This window comes from Microbispora amethystogenes (assembly GCF_016863015.1).
In the GTDB taxonomy this organism is placed as follows: Bacteria; Actinomycetota; Actinomycetes; order Streptosporangiales; family Streptosporangiaceae; genus Microbispora; species Microbispora amethystogenes.
In genome coordinates this window covers 87,430-106,925 of record NZ_BOOB01000027.1, presented here as the reverse complement: position 1 = coordinate 106,925, position 19,496 = coordinate 87,430, and the positions used below count along the sequence as shown (strand labels likewise).

The following is a 19,496-nucleotide window of genomic DNA, read 5'->3' as shown; positions in this document are numbered from 1 at the left end:
CGCCGGACGCCGCCCGTGGAGGACGGCGAGTGATCGTCGGGGCGCTGACCGCCGTCCTCGGCTCGCCGCCCGTTCCCCAGGGCTCGTGGGAACGGGAGGCGACGTTCGCCTCGGCGGCGGCGCTGCGCGGGACCGGCGAACCCCCCAAAGAGACGCCGAAAGAGACGCCGAAAGAGACGGCGGAGCGGCTGGCCGGACGGCTGCGGGCCGTCCCGGGGGTCGGGCGGGTGGACGTCCGGCCGAACGGCTTCCTCGTGATCGCCGTCACCGAACCGGAGGACGTCCTCACCGACGTCCCGCCCACCGCACCCCTGGAACCCTCACGGCCGTCGAAAGGCGAGGGGCCGTGGCCGGACTTCCCCCGTACGTGGGACAACCCCGGCTTCGCCGTCAGGTACGCGTACGCGCGGGCCGAGGCCGTACGGCGCTGGGCGCGCGATCTCGGCGTCGCGACCGGCGCAGGCGCGCGCCCCGGACGGCTGGACGGCCCGTACGACCGGGCGGTGCTGCGGGTCCTGGCGGAGCTGCCGAGCAGGCGGGAGAGCCGCGATCCGGGCTGGCCGGCGTATCTCGAACGGCTGGCCGCGGCCTACCACGACGCCTTCGAGCACGCCGCGCCGATTCCCCGGGGCGATGAGGAGCCCTCGGACGTCCACGCCGCGCGGGTGCGGCTGGGTGAGGCGGTGCGCGCGGTGCTCGCCACGGGCCTGTGGGAACTCGGCGTCACCCCGCCCCGCAAAATCTGAGCAAAAGCAGAAACCGGCCGGAAACAGTACGCAGGATGACCTGCGATGCAGAATATCTTCCACACGTTGTCTCGCAGGGTGAGCAGCGGGCGCGGGAGAATCGCCGGGTCGGCTAGCCTCGTGCGGGTGAGTCGATTCGCCCACCCAGCCGGCGACCTGCACGCCGCCTCCACGATCGTCGCCGTGACCGCCGGACCGCCCGAGGAGCGTCCGCCGCACACGCCCGCCGACCTCAACACGCTCGAACCGGCCGTCTGGCCGCGAACGTCGGGCCGGACCGGCGGAGCCGTCACCATCGGCGGCATCGACGTACGCGACCTGGCGAAGGAGTTCGGCACACCGCTGTACGTCGTCGACGAGGAGGACTTCCGCTCCCGCTGCCGCGAATACCGGTCGGCCTTCCACGACGGAGAGGTCCACTACGCGGCCAAGGCCTTCCTGTGCCGGGAGGTCGCCCGCTGGATCGACCAGGAGGGGCTCGGCCTCGACGTGTGCAGCGCGGGCGAGCTCGCCGTCGCGCTCAGCGTGGGCTTCCCGCCCGCGCGGATCACGTTGCACGGCAACAACAAGTCGCTCGCCGAGCTGGAGAAGGCCGTCCAGACCGGCGTCGGCCACATCGTGGTCGACTCGTTCGAGGAGATCGCCCGTCTCGGCTTCCTCGCCGAGAAGCACGGCGTACGGCCCAAGGTCATGATCCGGGTGACCGTCGGGGTCGAGGCGCACACCCACGAGTTCATCGCGACCGCCCACGACGACCAGAAGTTCGGCCTGTCGCTGAGCGGCGGCGCCGCCGCCGAGGCGGTGCGGCGCATCCTCGCGCTGCCGCAGCTCGAACTGACCGGCCTGCACTCGCACATCGGCTCGCAGATCACCGACGTCGGCGGCTTCGAGGTCGCCGCCCGCCGTCTGGCCACCCTGCTGGTCGAGATCAAGGAGGAGCACGGCGTGGTGCTCCCCGAGCTGGACCTCGGCGGCGGATACGGCATCCCGTACGTCACGGGCGACGAGTCCCTGGACGTCAAGGTCATCGCGGACGGCCTCCGGGAGATCGTCACCAAGGTGTGCGAGGCGGCCGGGCTGCCGGTGCCGCGCCTCACGGTCGAGCCGGGCCGCTCGATCGCGGGCCTTTCCGGTGTGACCCTGTACGAGGCCGGTACCGTCAAGAACGTGGAGGGCCTGCGCACCTACGTGAGCGTCGACGGCGGCATGAGCGACAACGTCCGCACCGCGCTGTACGGCGCGGAGTACACGGCGGTGCTCGCCTCCCGCGAGAGTCAGGCGGGGCCGATGCTGTCGCGCCTGGTCGGCAAGCACTGCGAGAGCGGCGACATGGTCGTGCGCGACCTGTACCTGCCGGGCGACCTGGCCCCGGGTGACCTGATCGCCGTCGCCGGCACCGGCGCCTACTGCCGGTCCCTGGCCAGCAACTACAACTATCTGCCCAAGCCCGCCGTCGTCGCGGTGTCCAACGGCCAGGCGCGAGTGATCATCCGCCGGGAGACCGAGGACGACCTGCTCAGGGGGCAGCTGTGACCAGCCGCCGCCGGCGGTCCGGCGGCGAAGCGAGGAGGGGTCGTGAGTAACGCCAAACCGGCGCTCGGGGTCGCGCTGCTGGGCTGCGGCGTCGTCGGGTCGCAGGTCGTGCGCCTGCTCGGCGAGCAGGCCGACGATCTCGCCGCCCGTGTCGGAGCGCCGCTGAGGCTGGCCGGCGTCGCCGTGCGCAGGCTGGGCCGCAAGCGGGACGCCGAGGTCGACCCCGCGCTGCTCACGACCGACGCCGAGGCCCTCGTCACCCGTGACGACGTCGACATCGTCGTCGAGGTGATCGGCGGGATCGAGCCCGCCCGTTCGCTGATCCTCGCCGCCATGGCGCGGGGCAAGTCCGTGGTCAGCGCCAACAAGGCGCTGCTGGCCGAGGACGGCGCGACGATCCACCGCGCCGCCCGGGAGAACGGCGCCGACCTCTACTTCGAGGCGAGCGTGGCCGGGGCCATCCCGCTGCTGCGGCCGCTCCGCGAGTCGATGGCCGGTGACCGGGTGCGCCGCGTGCTGGGCATCGTCAACGGCACGACCAACTACATCCTCGACAAGATGGACTCCACCGGCGCCTCGTTCACCGACGCCCTGGAGGAGGCCCAGGCGCTGGGATACGCCGAGGCGGACCCGACGGCCGACGTCGAGGGCTTCGACGCGGCGGCCAAGGCCGCGATCCTCGCGGGCATCGCCTTCCACAGCCGGGTGACGGCCGCCGACGTCTACCGTGAGGGCATCACGGACATCACCGCGGCCGACGTCGCCTCCGCCAAGGGCATGGGCTACGTCATCAAGCTGCTGGCCATCTGCGCCCGCTCCGACGACGGCCGGTCGGCCGGCGTCCGCGTGCACCCCGCCATGATCCCGAGGTCCCACCCCCTCGCGGGGGTCCGGGAGGCGTACAACGCCGTCTTCGTGGAGGCCGAGTCGGCCGGGCGGCTGATGTTCTACGGCGCGGGCGCGGGCGGCGCGCCGACCGCCAGCGCCGTGCTGGGCGACATCGTCGCGGTGGCGCGCAACCGCCTCGCCGGCACCCGCGGCCCGGAGGAGTCGACGTACGCCGACCTCAAGGTCCACCCGATGGGCGACAGCGTCACCCGCTACCACGTGTCGCTGGACGTGGCGGACAAGCCCGGCGTGCTCGCCCGGGTGGCCGACACCTTCGCCCGGCGCGACGTGTCGATCCAGACGGTGCGGCAGGAGGGGCGGGGCGACGACGCCCGGCTCGTGCTGGTCACCCACCGGGCCAGCGACGCGGCCCTGTCCGGCACGATCGAGGACCTGCGCGAACTGGACATCGTCCGGGCGGTCGCCAGCGTGATGCGCGTGGAGGGCGACGAGGCCCCCTGAGCGATCGTGGGACCGTGGGGCCCGCCGCCGGGAGCGGCGGCGGCCCCCACGGGACCGGGTCGGACGATCAGAGGGTCACCTTGGCGATCTGGTCGACGTAGTCCTCGGTGAGCCAGACGTTGCCGTCGGGTCCGCTCGTGATGTCGAACGGCCCGGCGAGGACGGTCGGCATGTTGTACTCGATGATGATCCCCGAGGTGGTGACGCTGGCGGCCGCGTTGCCGAGTTGTTCGGCCACCCACAGCCTGCCGTCGGATCCGCTGGTGATGCCCCATGGGAAGGCGTTGGGGTCGTCCAGCGGATACTCGGTGAAGTCGCCCCCGGTGGTGACGGTGCCGACCTTCCCGTTGGCGTCGGTGTACCACAGGTTGCCGTCGGGCCCGGTGACGATCCCGATGGGCGTCGCCCCTGAGGAGGGGACGGCGTACTCGGTGATGGTCCCGGACGTGGTGATCTGGCCGATCTTCCCGGTGAACGACTCGGTGAACCACAGGTCGCCGTCCGGCCCCGTGGTGATCCGCACCGGGAAGGCGTCACTCGTCGGCAGGGCGTACTCGGTGATGGTCCCCGACGTGGTGATGCGGCCGATCTTGTCGCCGGTCATCTCGACGAACCACAGGGCGCCGTCGGGGCCGGCGGTGATGCCCCAGGGGAAGGACCCCGTGTTGGGCAGGGCGTACTCCGTGACGACTCCGGAGGTGGTGATGCGGCCGATCTTGTCGGCGGCCGACTCGGTGAACCACAGGGCGCCGTCCGAGCCGGTGGTGATGTGGGCGGGCTCGGCGTCGTCGGTCGGCACGGCGTACTCCGTGAAGTCGCCGTCCGTGGTGACGCGGCCGATCTGCCCGGCGTAGTTCTCGGCGAACCACAGCGCGTCGTCCGGCCCCGAGGTGATGCCGACAGGGCCCGCGGTGCTGGTCGGGATGTCCATCTCGGTCACGGTCGGAGTCCGCGCGACGTCGCCGGACCGGAACGGCCGGACGGGCGGGCGCGGCCGCTGGACGGGACATCGCATGTGCCGGTGCTCCGGCATCCGCTTCAGCTTCTTGCAGATCAGCACCCACGGGGGCAGCGGCTTGGGACGCTCGTCCGGGGCGGCGGCGGCGGGTGGGCCACTGGACAACGGCGCGGCCGTCACCAGAGCCAGCGCCATCGCCGCGAGTGGACGGCGGAGGTGTCGTGAGAAGCGGGGCATGGCATCCCTTCGGCTGAGCGGAGACATGAGGGGCCGGGCGAGGCCTCACTCTGTCCGACCCTCCTCGTCGGAGGTCGCTCCGCCGCGTCCGTGGCGGGTCACGGGACGCCCAACTCCTGGACGGACCGGGCCGGTCAGGCCACTGAGTGGGTGACGGTCCCGGTGTAGACGCCGGCGGCGGCGCCGGACGGGATGGTGATGACCAGAGTCGGCTGCCAGCTCGTCGACATCGGCGGCACCTGTTTGCGTCCGCTGAAGGCGACGACCGGCGAGGTGAGGGGCACCCGGTCGGTGGCGGTGGGCTGTCCCGGGAAGCGCGTCCCGGCGCCTGACGACGCGGTGACCGGCCCGGACCAGTAGGCGACGTTCGCGGTCGTGATGGTCTGCGCGGGCGTGCCGCTGCCGGTGGTGAAGTTCGTCGCGGAGACGGTCGCCGTCCAGGGAGGGATCCCGTTGCGCTGGTCGGTCACGGTCACCGTGCCCATGGAGGCGCTGATGGTGCCGCCCTGGCCTCCGCTGCCGAGATTGGCCGAGCCCGGCACGGTGATCGTCAAAGGGTCGGCCCGCACGGCGACCAGCTCGGCTCCGCTCACGCCGTCTCGTCCCGCCTGCCGTGCGCCCGGCCCGGCGGCCAGCGCGAGCGGAGACGTGAACGGCGTGATCGGCGGTGCGATCGGCAGTGCGATCGGCAGCGCGATCGACGCGGCCAGCGCCGCGACGACCAGGGCATCCGCACGGACCTTGCGCATCTGGCCTTCCTCGTCGCCCTGCCGCACGAGTCGCCCTCGTGCGGCTGATCCTCGCCGTGAACGATCTACGGCAGGCTAGGTCATCGGCGCGGCCCGCGGCTGTCGCCACGCCGTTACGTGGCGTGACCGCGGACTTCGGGCCATGCGTCCCCGCCGCTCGTCATTTGATCACAAAGGGTTTCCAGAGACCGCTGAGTGTGATCTCGCCGCGAGCCGCCGACCGGCCACGATGTCACCGACCGCGGCCCGGAAGGGGCGGCGTACTCACGGAGGAGATCGGCTGTGTGCAAGAGGAGTGTCGCCGCGCCGTCGGCGGGTGTGGCAGTGCTGGCGCTGACGGCGGCGCTGTCCGTGGCGACGACCGCGTCACCCGCCGCGGCGGCCACGTGTCCGGCGTCCACCACCTGTCCCACGACCGTCACCTTCACCGTCACCGCGCCGGACGGGTTGACGATCACCGTTCCCGACGGGCCGGTGAACGTCGGCAGCGGCGCGCCGGGAGGTCAGATCAGCGGCGCGCTGGGCCCGGTCACGGTGTCCGACCAGCGTGCCGCGCTCACCGCGACATGGGTGGCCACGGTGTCGGCCGCCGCGGGGGGCTTCACCACCGGCGGCGGCACCGCCGCCGAGACCGTTCCCAACAGCGCGGTCCTTTACTGGTCCGGCGCGGCGACGGCCACGACCGGCTCCGGCACGTTCGTGCCGGGGCAGGCGAACGCGGCGGCCGCCCAGTCGCTCGACGTGCCGCGCACCGCGTTCAGCAAGACGAGCGGCTCCGGCGACAACTCCGCCACCTGGGACCCGACCATCGTCGTCAACGTCCCCGCCCAGGCCGTCGCGGGCACCTACACCGGAACGGTGAACCACTCCGTTGCCTAGCAGATCGGTCCGGGGGCTCGCCGCCGCCGGCCTGCTCGTGACCGCGATGCTCGCGCCGGTGGCCGCCGCGGCGGCCACCGGCGACGACGCCCATCGGCACGGCCAGGGGAGGTTCGGGATCCGGCTGCTGGAGATTCCCGAGAACCGCCTGGACGACCCCCGCTCGCACGCGTTCATCGTCGACCACGTCAATCCCGGCACGACCTTCACCAGGCGCCTGGAGGTGTTCAGCACCTCCTCCTCAAGGCAGCACGTGGATCTCTACGCCGCGGCGGCACAGGTGGGCGACGCCGGATTCAGGTTCGCCCCCGCGCGCACGCCCAACGAGCTGACCTCCTGGATCAGGCTCGACCGCACCGCCGTGGACCTGCCGCCGCACGGCCATGTCCCGGTGACGGCCACCGTCGCGGTGCCGCCGTCGGCTTCCAAGGGCGAGCGCTACGCCGTCCTCTGGGCGGAGATCTCCTCGGCCTCGCCGGGCCCGTCGGGCAACGTCGCGCTCGTCAACCGGGTGGGCGTCCGCACCTACCTCGACGTGGGCCCGGGCGGCGAACCGCCGACGAGCTTCCGGATCGGAGAAGTGACCGCCGAGCGCACCGGCGACGCGCAGCCACGGCTGGTGGCCGAGGTCGGCAACACGGGGGAGCGCGCCGTGGACCTGGAGGGCGAGGTGCGGCTGTCGGAGGGGCCGAGCGCGCTCAGCGCCGGGCCGTTCCGCAGCGCCCGCGCCACCACCCTGCCTCCCGGCGGACACGGCCGGGTGACCGTGCCGCTGGGCCACGACCTGCCCGCCGGGCCCTGGAGGTTCCGGCTCACCCTGCGCAGCGGCCGTGTCAGCCGTACGGCCACCGGCACGATCACCTTCCCCGCGGCCGGTGAGCGGGCGGCAGCGTACGGCGGTCCCTCGGTGCCGGTTCTCGCGGCCTGCGGTGCGGCCGTCGCCGCGGCGGGACTCCTGGTCGCCGGCCTGCGCCGGTTCCGCCGCCGTCCCGTGAACGGCGAAGCGGCCTGACCCGGCGCGGCGCGCCCGCGGCCGTACCCGGCAGGGCCGAGGGCGGGCCTGGAATACGCACGGTGGGTGCCCGCAGGGGACGGCCCCGGAGGGAGGACTCGATCCGGTAACGGCCTTATGGGTCTTCGCGCCGGTGGAAACGGGATGTCCCTAACCTCGTAGAAGTGATCACTTCAGCGGGGGAGAGCGTGGTTACGGGCGAGGCGGCCCGTACGGCCGGTGACGGCGCGGCCAGGGCCGCGGCGGGACCGCCCGGCCGGTCCCGGCGAACGCGGGGAACGCGGGGAACGCGGGGAACGCGGGGAACAGGGTGGACACGGCGCTCGCGGTGGACGCCGCTCGTCGCGGGCCTCGTGACCACCGGCGTCGCCGTGTCCGGCGGCACGGCGTCGCTGTCGGGCGACGAGGTGGCGACCTACAGCGCCGCGGTGGCCCGGCCGCTGAGCGGCCTGTGGGCGCTCGTCCAGCACGTCGACGGCCACTTCCTGCCCTACTACCTGCTCATCCACCTCTGGTCCCTCCTCGGGGAGGCCGAGTGGTGGCTGCGCCTGCCGTCGGCCCTGGCGGCGGGCGTCGCGGCCGGCTTTTTGGCCGACCTCGGCCGCAGGCTCGCCGGCCCGCGTGCCGGAATGGCGGCCGCCGCGCTGTTCGCGGTGCTGCCGTCGGTGTCCTTCCACGGGGCGAACGCCCGGCCGTACGCCTTCGCGGCCGCGGCGGCCGTCGTCTCGGCCTGGGCGCTGCACCGGGTGGCGGAGTCGCCCACCTGGGGCCGGGTGGGCGCGTACGCGGCCGCGGTGGCCCTGCTCGGCTGCACGCACCTGTTCTCGGTCCTGGTGCTCCCGGCGCAGTTCCTGGCCGCCCTGCTCGCGCTGCCCCCCCGTACGGTGTCGGCCAGGGTCGTCCCCGCGATGGCCGCGGGGTGCGTCCCCGTCGCGATCCTCGGGCTGGTGGGATGGGGCGAGCGCGCCGCGATCAGCTGGATCGAGCCGCACGGACCCGAGGTGCTGCTGAAGGTGCCAAAGCACGTCGCGGGCTCCGATCTCGCCGGGCCGGCGCTGTTCGCCCTCGCCGTGGCGGGGGTGGTGATCCTGCTGCGCGCGTCCGTCCCCTGGGGCGTGCTCATCGGCGGCTGGCTCGTCCTCCCGCCGCTGCTGCTGCTCGCGGTCGACGCGCTGGTGACCCCCGCCTATGTGGACCGCTACGTGTTCGTCGCCGCGCCCGCGCTGGCGCTGGCGGGCGGCGTGGCCCTCGCCTCCGTCCGCCCGTCTTCCGCCCGCACCACCGCGCTGGTGGCCGTGCCGTCCGTCCTGGCCGTCGCCGTGCTGGGGCTGCCCGCGCAGGCCGACTACCGGCGGCGGAACGGCCACTACGAGGACTTCCCCGGAGCGGTGGACGTGATCAGGGCGCAGGAGCGCCCCGGCGACGCCATCGTGTACGGCCAGAGCAGGCTGCGCACCGGCTTCGGCTACTACGGCCGCGACGGGCTCCCGGACGACGTGCTCTTCGCCGGGCGCGGCCCGGCCTTCGAGTACGCGGAGAAACCCGGCCTCGCGGACGCCCTGGCCGGGCGCCGCCGGGTCTGGGTCGTCTGGCGGGGGACCAAACAGGCCGGCCTGGAGGGGACGAAGATCCGGCGGGTGGCGGCCGTCCGCGCGGCGGGATTCCGCCTGTCCACCGCCTGGCACTCCGCCGAACTGCCCGGGCTGACCGTCGCGCTGTTCGAACGCGGGCGGGGCGGAAAGTGACCATCTCGGCGATACCCGATCGCCGAGGTGACGGCAAAGTGATTGCCTGATGCAAGTAAAGTCTTCCCCTATGCGACTTACGGTGAAGAGACTCGTACCGGCCTGTCTCGTCGCCGCGGCGTCGGTCGCGGGGCTCCAGCAGGCCCCCGCCGGGGCGGCCGGCGTTCCCTCCTCGGGGCAGGCGGCCGTGCACGCCGCCCGGCAGGCGTCCGCCCCCGCTCACGGCACACGGCAGGCGGCCAGGAGCGGGGTGCCCACCGTGGCGCTCACGTTCGACGACGGGACGGCCGACCACCTGGCCGTGGCGAAGATGCTGGCCAGGCGCGGCCTGAAGGGCACCTTCTACGTCAACAGCGCGCGCCTCGGCAGCTCCGGCAGATACCTGAGCGTGCCGGCCCTGCGCGCCATCGCGCGGGCCGGGCACGAGATCGGCGGCCACACCCTCCGTCATCCGCACCTTTCGGACGAGTCCGAGGCGGTGCAGCAGAGCGAGATCTGCGACGACAGGCGGGCGCTGCTGAAGATGGGCTTCGCCGCCCGCTCGTTCGCCTATCCCTTCGGCGACTACGACGAGACCACCAAGCAGCTCTCCATGCGCTGCGGCTACACCACCGCACGCGGGATCAACGGCCTGTACCGGTCCGACAGCTGCCGTGCGTGCCCGGTCGCCGAGAAGCTGCCGCCGGTGGACCTCGCCGCCGTGCGCGCCACCAGCCAGACCCGCCTGCCGCGTACGGCCCGCACGCTGGAGGGCTTCGTCACCCGGGCCCAGCAGGAGGGCGGCCCGGGCCTGGTCACCTTCGTCTTCCACGAGATCAAGAACAACCCGAGGGACCAGTACGCGACGGCGCCGAAGGAGTTCGCGGCCTTCGTCGACTGGGTGGCGCGGCAGCGGAAGGCCGGGAAGATCCAGGTGAAGGCGCTGGGCGACCTCGTCGGCGGAAAGGTCTGGCCGGTCCCCGACGACATGTGAGAGACGGTCCGGGCACTCAAAGTCACAGGTTCTTACCAGTTTCTGATGATATAAGTCCACAAACCTCGTAAAGAGACGAGCGGGAGGGACACGTGACGGTCGCGACGGAGATGTGCTCGCCGTACGGCTTCACCCGGAGTCCCACCCAGGAGACCGCCACGCTGTCCTGGAGCGGCGGCGGCTGGACGGCGGGGGACCGCCCGCTGCCCGGCCCGCCGCGGCCCGCCGACGTCGAGGAACTCCGGCCGCTGCGCGGGCTGACGGTCGAGTGGCCCGCGCGGCCCGTCGCCGGGGCGCTCGATCCGGTGGCCGCGCTCGCCGCCGCGGGAGTGCCGCTGACCTGCCCGGATCCACCCGCATGGGTGCGCGAGGCCGATCCGGTCCTCGCCCGGCTCGCCGCGGCCTGGACGCCCGAGCCCGGCGACGGCACCCCGGCGTCGGTCGCCGACCTTCGCCGGGAGGAGCACAGCGTGCGCCTGCGCAGGCACGCGCTGCGCGCCCGGGGAGTCGCCGCGAACCCGGCACCGGTCACCGTCGTCATGGCCACGCGGCGGCCACAGTACGTCGGCGACGCGCTGCGGCAGATGGCCCGCCAGCGCGGGGTGGACTTCGAGGTGGTCGTCGCGCTGCACGGCTTCCCCGCGGCGCGGGTGCGGCAGGCGGTCGAGGAGTTCCCGCGTCCCGTCACCGTGGTCGAGGCCGCCGAGCGGGCGCCGCTCGGAACGGTCCTCAACGAGGCGGCCGCGCGAGCGTCCACCGGCATCGTCACCAAGTGGGACGACGACGACTGGTACGGCCCCGAGCACCTGTCGGACCTGCTGCTGGCCATGACCTACTCGGGCGCCGACCTGGTCGGGACCGCTCCCGAGTTCTTCTACCTCCAGCCTCTGGACGCCACGATCCGCCGCACCGACTACAACAGCGAGGTGTGGACCGACCACGTCGCGGGAGGCACGATCCTGCTCGGCCGCGACCTGCTGGAGGAGGTCGGCGGCTTCGGGCCGCAGGACCGGGGAGAGGACGCCCACCTGCGGCGCTCCGTCGAGGAGGCGGGCGGGCGGATCTACCGCACGCACGGCCTCGGCTACGTCCTGCGGCGGTCGCTCAGCGCCGACCACACCTGGAACCTTCCCCTTGCCCACTTCCTGCGAGTCGCGACGAACCAATGGCGCGGTTTTCGCCCGAGTCTGCTTCTGGACACGCCATGACGCCACGCATCCGGGGAAACGACTACACCGTGCTGGAGCCGCCCGCGCTGGGATCGGCGTGGACGCCGAGCCTGCGGGCGAGCGTCGTCATCCCGGCGTACGGAGCCCAGGAGAAGCTCGACCTCACGCTCGCCGGGCTGGCCGCGCAGACGTACCCGGCCGACCTGCTCGAAGTGATCGTCGTCGACAACGGCAGCGACCCGCCGCTGCGCCTGCCGGAGATCCGGCCGCGCGGCACGCGGCTGCTGGTGTGCGAGGCGCCGGGCCGGGCCAGGGCGCGCAACGCCGGCCTGGCCGCCGCCACGGGAGACGTCATCCACTGGATGGACTCCGACGTCGTGCCGGAGCGTGCGGAGGTGGAGGCCCACATGCGCTGGCACCACCTCGCGCCCTACCTGTCGGTCACCTCCTATCTGCGCTTCAGCACCGCGCCGCTGCCCGATCCCGAGGAGGTCGCGGGCACGGACGACCTGGCCACGCTGTTCGAGCCCGCCGAGCCGCACGCCTGGATCGAGGACCTGGTCGCGCGGTCGCAGGGGCTGACCCGCTCGCCGCGGCCGTTCAGCATCCACATCGGCGGCGCGTCGTCGGCGAACGTCAGGCTGTTCGAGCGGGCCGGGGCGATGGACCCCGACATGATCCTCGGCCAGGACACCGAGATGGGCTACCGGCTGGCGCAGGCGGGGGCGGTCTTCGTCCCGGACCCGCAGGCCAGGGCGTACCACCTCGGGCCGTCCATGCGCATGCGCGACAGCGAGCGGATCAACCGCGTCAGCCACGCCCTGGTGACCGACCGCGTCCCCGGCTACCGGTGGCTGCGCACCCATCCCTCGCGCCAGTGGAAGGTCCCGCAGGTCGAGGCCGTCGTCGACGCGACGGCGGGGTCGTACGACGAGGTCCGGGCGACCGTGGACGGCGTGCTGGCCGGCACCGTGACCGACCTCGCCGTCGTGCTGACCGGCCCGTGGGACGAACTCGCGCCGGAACAGCGCGCCCCGCTCAAGGACCCGCGCCTTGACCTGGTGCTGCTGCGCGCGCACTACGCGCACGAGGGCCGCGTACGGCTGGCCGCGGCGCCGCCCGACACCCTGTCGCCGTACCGCCTGCGCGTCCCGCCGGGCTGGTCGCCGGGAGAGGACGGCGTCGGAGCGCTGCTCGCGACGGCGCGCGAGCGGGAACTCGGGCTGGTCAGCGTGCTCCTGGCCGAGGACGCCGAGGGGATCGTCACGGCCCGCCTGGAGCGCACCGAGGCCTTCGCCCGCGCCGCCCTGATCGCGGCCGAGGGCGAGAACGCCGACGACCTCGTGGACGAGATGTTCGGCACCTACTGGGCCGACGGAGAGACGCTCGGCTTCCGGCCCTTCGGCGAGGCCGCGCCCTACCTGAACCCCCGTGCGGCCTACCGGGCCCGGGTGTCGGCGCAGGCCGAGGTCGAGCGGCTCACCAAGGAGGTCGAGCGACTGCGCGGCCAGGTCGCCAAGTGGCGCGACGAGGCGGGGCGGTGGCGCAAGTCGGCCGTCGAGTTCCGCCGGGAGATCGGCGCCCTGCGCAAGCAGATCTCGGCCCTGCGCCGCACCCAGGGCCAGAGCCAGAGCCAGGGCCTGCGCGGCATCGCCCGGGGCCTCACCCGGCCCTTCACCTTCAAGAAGTCCTGACCGCGGCCCTGCCGCGCTGACCGTCGCCCACTGAGCCGTCGCGCGTCAAGGCGCGAGGGGATATGCCGGCGGCTCGGCGGTCAGGAGCGGCGGAAGAGCCCCCGGCGCGACCGCGGCGCCCGGTCCTCCGGTCGTGCCGTGGCGTTCCCATCCGCAGCCCCGCCGCCGCCCGGCGTGCCGGCCCCGGCCTGCGTCGTCCGGACGGGCTGGGCGGGCTGCGCCGACTGGGTGGACTCGACGGGCTGGGCGGCCGGTTCGCGGCCGGTCGTCGAAACCTTGTCGAACTCGTCCGGCGTGGCGTGCCGTACGCCGTGGGTCTGGGCGATGACGTCGGCGATCGCCTCTCCGGGTGCGGCGAGGAGGCGGGCGCGGGCGACGGCCTCGGTCCGCTCCAGCGTGGCCGTCCGGCCGCCGGGCGCCTCCAGCACCAGCAGGCCGACGCGTTCCTCCAGCATCGCCTTGACCGCCCGCTCCAGCAGCGCCGGAGAGGGCGGCGCGTCGATCGGCGCGGTGTAGCGGAAGGGGACGGGCGCGGCCGTCGGCGCCGCGCTCTCGGCGAACCGCACCCGCGCGTCGTGCCCGAACGCCGCCCGGACCAGGGCGAGGTCGAAGGCCTCGGTCCCCGGCGCCCACCTGCGGCCCCCGTCGAGCAGCGTCCAAGGGCCGGTCAGCGTCACCGCGACGTCCGTGAGCGTGCCGCGCAGCACCGCGTCGACCGCCGCGACGATCCGCGGCTCGTCCGCCCCGGTCACGTCGAAGACGACCTCCACGTACGGCACGCGCCACCGTCGGCCGGGCTCCTTGCGCAGGTCGCGGCGGAGCGGCACCCGGTGCGCCAGGTGAGCCTCGACCAGCCGGACGATCGCCCTGCCGTGCTCGCCACGCTGCGCGGGCAGGCCGAGGTGGACCGCGCGGGCGTCCGGGTCGGGGACGAAGACGGCCCCCGCCTGGGCGAGCCGGTAGGCGAACTCGGTGTCCTGGCCGCGCACGACCTCGGGATCGAAGCCCCGGACCTCGTCCAGCAGGGCCCGCCGCAGGGAGACCGTCGGCCCGGTGCAGACCTGGTAGGGGTTCTTGCTGGCCCGCAGGCCGTCAAGGCGGCGGATGGTCTCCTCGGTCGAACTGGACACCAGCGCCGACGGGTCGAACAGGTCCTCCGGCGAGCCGTGCCGTACGGCGTCGTGGACCTGGCCGGGCGTGAGCGCGGGCTCCTCGGCGAACCTCTTGCCGCCGATGGTGACGAGGTAGTCGGTGAGGTGGTGCCAGCGGAACAGCGCCTCCAGGTGCTCGCGCGAGATCACCATGTCGGCGTCGAGGCGCTGCACGATCTCTCCCTCGGCCGCCGCGATGCCGGCGTTCATCGCGTGCCCGGCGCCCCACCCGCCGTCCGGCACAGGGACGATTCTCGTGTTCTCCGGCCGCAGATCGGGCAGGCGCAGCGGGGGATCGCTGCGGTCGTCCACCACGATCACCTCGATGAGATGCGCGGGATAGGTCTGCGCGGCCAGCGCGGCCAGTGTCAGGTCGAGGCGGTGCTGCCCGCCGTGCGCGGGGATCACGACGCTCGCGCCGAGCGTGGGACTCCAGCCGCCGAGCGGTGGCGGCGTGAGCGGAGAGTAGTCGTTGTGGCGAATCCTCGGCCGGGGCTCCACGCCCGTCAGGTGGGCCAATCCTCGTCCTTCACAGCGGTGGTCAAAGGGCTGGCCCAGACTAGCGAAAGCGACTGACGGTTCCCTAAGGTGACGCCCAATATGTCCAGTCGGTGGACAACGGAGTCCGCACGTCAAACGGTTGGCCGTAGACTCGGTGACCGATACCCCTGGTTACACGCGTCCGCACGCGTGGGAGGAGCAACCATGTTCAGGGCTTGGCGTGGCCTTATCGAGGAGTACCGCGACCGTCTGCCGGTCTCCGCGACGACGCCCGTGGTGACCCTGCTGGAAGGCGGCACGCCGCTCGTCCCCGCCAGGCGGGTGTCCGAGATCACGGGATGTGACGTCCATCTGAAGGTCGAGGGTCTCAACCCCACCGGCAGCTTCAAGGACCGCGGCATGACCCTCGCGATCAGCAAGGCCGTCGAGGAGGGCGCCCAGGCGGTCATCTGCGCCTCCACCGGCAACACCAGCGCCTCGGCCGCCGCCTACGCCGTACGGGCCGGGCTGACCTGCGCCGTCCTCGTGCCGCGCGGGAAGATCGCGATGGGCAAGCTGGCCCAGGCGCTGGTCCACGGCGCGAAGCTGCTCCAGGTCGAGGGCTCCTTCGACGACTGCCTGGAGATGACCAGGAAGCTCGCGGAGACGTACCCGATCGCGCTGGTCAACTCTGTCAACCCGCACCGCCTGCAGGGCCAGAAGACGGCGGCCTTCGAGATCGTCGACGCGCTCGGCGACGCGCCGGACGTCCACTGCATCCCGGTCGGCAACGCCGGCAACATCTCGGCCTACTGGATGGGCTACAAGGAGTACGCCGAGGACGGCGTGGCCACCAAGCGTCCCCGCATGCTGGGATTCCAGGCCAGCGGCGCGGCGCCGATCGTCGGCGGCTCCCCGGTCACCCATCCGCAGACGATCGCCACGGCGATCAGGATCGGCAACCCCGCCTCGTGGCGGCTCGCCGAGGCCGCGCGCGACGAGTCCGGCGGCGACATCCAGGCCGTGACCGACCGCCAGATCGCCGCGGCGTACAAGCTGCTCGCGCAGGAGGAGGGCGTGTTCGTCGAGCTCGCCTCGGCCGCGAGCGTCGCCGGCCTGCTGCAGGCCCACGAGCAGGGCCTGCTCACGGCCGGACAGCGGGTCGTCTGCACCGTGACCGGCAACGGCCTGAAGGACCCGGACTGGGCCATCTCCGGCGCTCCCGCCCCGGTGACGATCCCGACCGACGCCTACGCGGCCGCGGCGGCGCTGGGACTCGCCTGACCCGCTCTCTGACACTCAGCACATCTCCAGGTGACGAATTGACCGACAGTCACGGCGTCGTCGTACGCGTGCCCGCGACCAGCGCCAACCTCGGCCCGGGCTTCGACAGCCTCGGCCTCGCCCTCGACCTGTACGACGAGGTGGAGGCGGCGATCTCCGATTCGCCCGGCGTTCGGATCGAGGTGGAGGGCCACGGCGCCGGCGAACTCGACGACGGCGAGGGCCACCTCGTCGTCAGGACCATGCGCGCGACCTTCGACCGCATGGGGTTCGCCCAGCCGGCCGGCGTCGAACTGCGGTGCCGCAACCGGATTCCGCACGCGCGTGGGCTCGGCTCCTCGTCCGCCGCGATCTGCGCGGGCATCCTCGCCGCCCGCGCCCTCGCTCGGAGGCGCGGCGCGGAAGATCTCCCGGATGCGGACGTGTTCGCGCTGGCCACCGAGCTGGAAGGGCATCCCGACAACGTGGCGCCGTGCCTCGCGGGCGGACTCACCATCGCCTGGACCGACCAGTCGGGGGTGGCGAGTATGGTGAAACTGACTCCGCACGAGGACGTCCGGCCGGTGGCGCTGATCCCGGATTTCCGGTTGTCCACGGAGGAGGCACGGGGGCTGCTGCCGAAGGACGTACCGCACTCGGACGCGGCGGCCAACGCGGGACGGGCGGCTCTGCTCGTCGCGGCGCTCACGGGGAGACCGGAACCCGGCCTTCTGCTCGCCGCCACCGAGGACCGCCTGCACCAGAAGTACCGAGCGCCGGCGATGCCGCGCACCGCCGACCTGGTGCGACGGCTCCGTACGGCGGGGGTGCCCGCCGTGGTCTCGGGGGCAGGTCCGACGGTGCTCGCGTTGACGACAACGGGAACCAAGGATTTGATCGCGGCAGAAGTGGGTAATGACTGGCACATCCAGCCAATGAACGTCGACCCGTCTGGTGCGTTCGTTCGGTTTCCCGAGACACGCTGATGTTTCTTCGACCTTCAGGGAATAGCTGTGCGCGCTGGTGATGTTAGGCTGATAGCCGCACCAGGTGCCCCCGTGTTGGGTGCGTGCTTGTCATTCGTTCATCGCTGCACTTCGTCTCGCGTCCCGCGACGCGGGCAAGGCGATTTCCCCGAAACCGTTTCCTCCAGTCGGCACACCCTCGGGTGGCAGGGCCGGAGGCGGCGCTCTCGGAGACATGCGCGTTCGAACCACCAAGACATCTGGTCGGTGGCGGCAATCCGGGGGATCGCCCCCGGGCACCTACCGCTCGCGAATCCCGAGGGTCACCGACACATGAGATTCGCGAAGCCCGACCCGGTCTGTCCCGCCGGGTCGCATCACCGGGACGCCTGGACGCACGATTCTGGCGCCCGACCCCTGGGAAGGACCCTTAGTTGAGCGACACCACCGAACTCCTCTCCGACGGCCAGGCCGCCGGCGACACCCCCACTTCCGCCCCGGCCCGTCCGCGACGTCGCTCCGGCACGGGCCTGGCAGGCATGGTGCTCCCCGAGCTTCAGGCCCTGGCGACCAGCCTCGGCATCACGGGGACCGGACGGATGCGCAAGAGCCAGCTCATCTCGGCCATCCAGGAGAAGCAGGGCGGAACGGGAGAGGCCGCGGCCGAGCCGAAGGCCGCCGCGGAGGCGGCGCCCGCCGTCGCGGAGCGCCCCGCCCGTACCCGCAGGGAACGTTCCCGCTCGGCCGCGCCCGTGGCGGCGCCCGCCGAGCCCGTGACCGCCGCCGAGCCCGTCGTCGCGCCGCGCGAGGAGCGCCCCGCGATCGAGCACGCGCCCGCCGTGGTCGCCGAGCCCGCGCAGAACGGATCCGCCGCCGTGGTCTCCGAGCCGCAGGCCGAGTCCGCGCCGTCCGACGTGCGTGGCGAGCGGCCCGAGCGCGGCGAGCGCCGGGAGCGCCGCACGCGCGGCGAGCGGAGCCGGGAGCGCGGAGACCGCGACGGCCGCGAGAGCCGTGAGAGCCGTGGCGACCAGCGTGGCGACCAGCGGGGTGAGCAGCGCGTCGCCGACGGTGGCGACGGCCCGGGCCGCCGCGACCAGCAGACCCGTGGCGACAGCCGTGGCGACAGTCGTGGCGACGGCCGCCAGGACAACCGTCAGGACAACCGCTCCGACGGCAAGGGCGACCAGGGCGACGACAGCCGCGGGCGTCGTGGCCGCTTCCGGGAGCGCGGACGCCGCGGGCGCGACCGCTTCGAGGGCAACGAGCCGGTGATCAGTGAGGACGACGTCCTGATCCCGATCGCCGGAATCCTCGACATCCTCGACAACTACGCCTTCGTGCGCACCAGCGGCTACCTGCCCGGCGCGAACGACGTGTACGTCTCGCTCGCCCAGATCCGCCGCAACGGCCTGCGCAAGGGCGACGTCGTCACCGGCGCCGTCCGGCAGCCGAGGGACGGCGAGCGGCGCGAGAAGTTCAACGCGCTCGTCCGCCTCGACACCGTCAACGGCATGGACCCGGAGCAGGCCCGCCAGCGCCCCGACTTCAACAAGCTCACGCCGCTCTACCCGCAGGAGCGGCTGCGCCTGGAGACCGAGCCGAACGTCCTGACCACCCGGATCATCGACCTCGTGGCGCCGATCGGCAAGGGTCAGCGCGGGCTCATCGTGTCGCCGCCCGAGGCCGGCAAGACGATGGTGCTCCAGGCGATCGCCAACGCGATCACCCGCAACAACCCGGAGTGCCACCTGATGGTCGTCCTCGTGGACGAGCGTCCGGAAGAGGTCACCGACATGCAGCGGTCGGTCAAGGGCGAGGTCATCCACTCGACCTTCGACCGCCCGGCCGAGGACCACACCACCGTCGCGGAACTCGCCATCGAGCGGGCCAAGCGGCTGGTGGAGCTGGGGCACGACGTCGTCGTCCTGCTCGACTCGATCACCCGCCTCGGGCGCGCCTACAACCTCGCGGCGCCCGCGAGCGGCCGGATCCTGTCCGGTGGTGTCGACTCGACCGCGCTCTACCCGCCGAAGCGGTTCTTCGGCGCCGCCCGCAACATCGAGAACGGCGGCTCGCTGACGATCCTCGCCACGGCCCTCGTCGAGACCGGGTCCAAGATGGACGAGGTCATCTTCGAGGAGTTCAAGGGCACCGGCAACGCGGAGCTCAAGCTCAACCGCTCCCTGGCCGACAAGCGGATCTTCCCCGCGGTCGACGTGGACGCCTCCGGCACCCGCAAGGAGGAGATCCTGATGGGCAAGGAGGAGCTGGCCATCGTCTGGAAGCTCCGCCGCGTGCTCCACGCCCTCGACATGCAGCAGGCGCTTGAGCTCCTTCTGGAGAAGATGAAGGAGACCAAGTCGAACGCGGAGTTCCTGCTCCAGGTGCAGAAGACCACGGTCAGCAACGACCGCGACTGACACCGGCACGGCACTCGCCGACGCCCCGGACGGCCCGCCGTCCGGGGCGTCCGCGTCTCCGGGCACGGCGTCTCCGGGTACGCATCCGCGCCCGGACGCGGAAAGGCCCGCGCGGACCGGTCCGCACGGGCCTTCGACGATCTGTGCCGCGTCACCGCGGTGTGCTGTACGG

The 19,496-nt window shown here is 73.0% G+C and carries 15 protein-coding genes; 12 read left to right on the top strand and 3 right to left on the bottom strand.

Going from position 1 to position 19,496, the window contains the following annotated elements:
• Positions 1-29: 29 nt before the first annotated feature.
• The 3 genes from Mam01_RS19180 to Mam01_RS19170 all read left to right on the top strand — a co-directional run bounded on the left by Mam01_RS19180 (position 30) and on the right by Mam01_RS19170 (position 3,629).
• Positions 30-746: a DALR anticodon-binding domain-containing protein gene (locus Mam01_RS19180; protein WP_204286646.1), complete on the top strand. Its 717-nt coding sequence runs from the start codon at positions 30-32 to the stop codon at positions 744-746.
• A gap of 126 nt (positions 747-872) precedes the next feature.
• Positions 873-2,279: a diaminopimelate decarboxylase gene (gene lysA / locus Mam01_RS19175; RefSeq protein ID WP_373868706.1), complete on the top strand. Its 1,407-nt coding sequence runs from the start codon at positions 873-875 to the stop codon at positions 2,277-2,279.
• Between the two features lie 42 nt (positions 2,280-2,321).
• Complete coding sequence (locus Mam01_RS19170; RefSeq protein WP_150939475.1) at positions 2,322-3,629, top strand: homoserine dehydrogenase; 1,308 nt, start codon at positions 2,322-2,324, stop codon at positions 3,627-3,629.
• Positions 3,630-3,696: 67 nt separating this feature from the next.
• Here Mam01_RS19170 and Mam01_RS19165 read toward each other — a convergent pair whose 3' ends face one another.
• Both Mam01_RS19165 and Mam01_RS19160 read right to left on the bottom strand, forming a co-directional pair.
• The gene (locus Mam01_RS19165) at positions 3,697-4,782 is read right to left on the bottom strand and encodes a Vgb family protein (RefSeq protein WP_204286644.1); all 1,086 of its coding nucleotides are present in this window, start codon (positions 4,780-4,782) and stop codon (positions 3,697-3,699) included.
• Between the two features lie 176 nt (positions 4,783-4,958).
• Positions 4,959-5,573, bottom strand: coding sequence for a hypothetical protein (locus Mam01_RS19160; protein ID WP_204286643.1), 615 nt, complete (start codon positions 5,571-5,573; stop codon positions 4,959-4,961).
• Between the two features lie 282 nt (positions 5,574-5,855).
• Between Mam01_RS19160 and Mam01_RS19155 the strand changes: the two genes are divergently transcribed.
• The 6 genes from Mam01_RS19155 (at position 5,856) to Mam01_RS19130 (ending at position 13,045) form a co-directional block, all read left to right on the top strand.
• Entirely contained in the window at positions 5,856-6,452 is a 597-nt protein-coding gene (locus tag Mam01_RS19155; protein WP_239101430.1) for a hypothetical protein, read from the top strand.
• Entirely contained in the window at positions 6,445-7,464 is a 1,020-nt protein-coding gene (locus Mam01_RS19150; RefSeq protein WP_204286642.1) for a peptidase, read from the top strand. The genes Mam01_RS19155 and Mam01_RS19150 overlap by 8 nt, the downstream gene beginning before the upstream one ends.
• Positions 7,465-7,628: 164 nt before the next feature.
• The gene (locus Mam01_RS19145) at positions 7,629-9,209 is read left to right on the top strand and encodes a glycosyltransferase family 39 protein (protein ID WP_239101429.1); all 1,581 of its coding nucleotides are present in this window, start codon (positions 7,629-7,631) and stop codon (positions 9,207-9,209) included.
• Between the two features lie 82 nt (positions 9,210-9,291).
• Complete coding sequence (locus Mam01_RS19140) at positions 9,292-10,182, top strand: polysaccharide deacetylase family protein (protein WP_204286641.1); 891 nt, start codon at positions 9,292-9,294, stop codon at positions 10,180-10,182.
• 92 nt (positions 10,183-10,274) lie between these two features.
• Positions 10,275-11,390 (top strand): glycosyltransferase family 2 protein, encoded by a 1,116-nt coding sequence (locus Mam01_RS19135; RefSeq protein WP_239101428.1) that lies wholly within the window; start codon positions 10,275-10,277, stop codon positions 11,388-11,390.
• Positions 11,387-13,045, top strand: coding sequence for a glycosyltransferase family 2 protein (locus tag Mam01_RS19130; protein WP_204286640.1), 1,659 nt, complete (start codon positions 11,387-11,389; stop codon positions 13,043-13,045). The genes Mam01_RS19135 and Mam01_RS19130 overlap by 4 nt, the downstream gene beginning before the upstream one ends.
• Before the next feature lie 80 nt (positions 13,046-13,125).
• On the opposite strand, the gene Mam01_RS19125 is transcribed toward Mam01_RS19130, so the two are convergent.
• Positions 13,126-14,715 carry a glycosyltransferase family 2 protein gene (locus tag Mam01_RS19125; RefSeq protein ID WP_239101427.1) on the bottom strand — a complete coding sequence of 530 codons (1,590 nt, stop codon included), beginning with the start codon at positions 14,713-14,715 and terminating at the stop codon, positions 13,126-13,128.
• Positions 14,716-14,901: 186 nt separating this feature from the next.
• Between Mam01_RS19125 and thrC the strand changes: the two genes are divergently transcribed.
• From thrC to rho, 3 genes are all read left to right on the top strand, one after another.
• Entirely contained in the window at positions 14,902-15,960 is a 1,059-nt protein-coding gene (thrC, locus tag Mam01_RS19120; RefSeq protein ID WP_150939469.1) for a threonine synthase, read from the top strand.
• 38 nt (positions 15,961-15,998) lie between these two features.
• Complete coding sequence (gene thrB, locus Mam01_RS19115) at positions 15,999-16,925, top strand: homoserine kinase (protein WP_204286639.1); 927 nt, start codon at positions 15,999-16,001, stop codon at positions 16,923-16,925.
• 413 nt (positions 16,926-17,338) lie between these two features.
• On the top strand, positions 17,339-19,324 hold the full coding sequence (rho, locus tag Mam01_RS19110) for a transcription termination factor Rho (RefSeq protein WP_204286638.1): 1,986 nt from the start codon (positions 17,339-17,341) through the stop codon (positions 19,322-19,324).
• Positions 19,325-19,496: the final 172 nt, after the last annotated feature.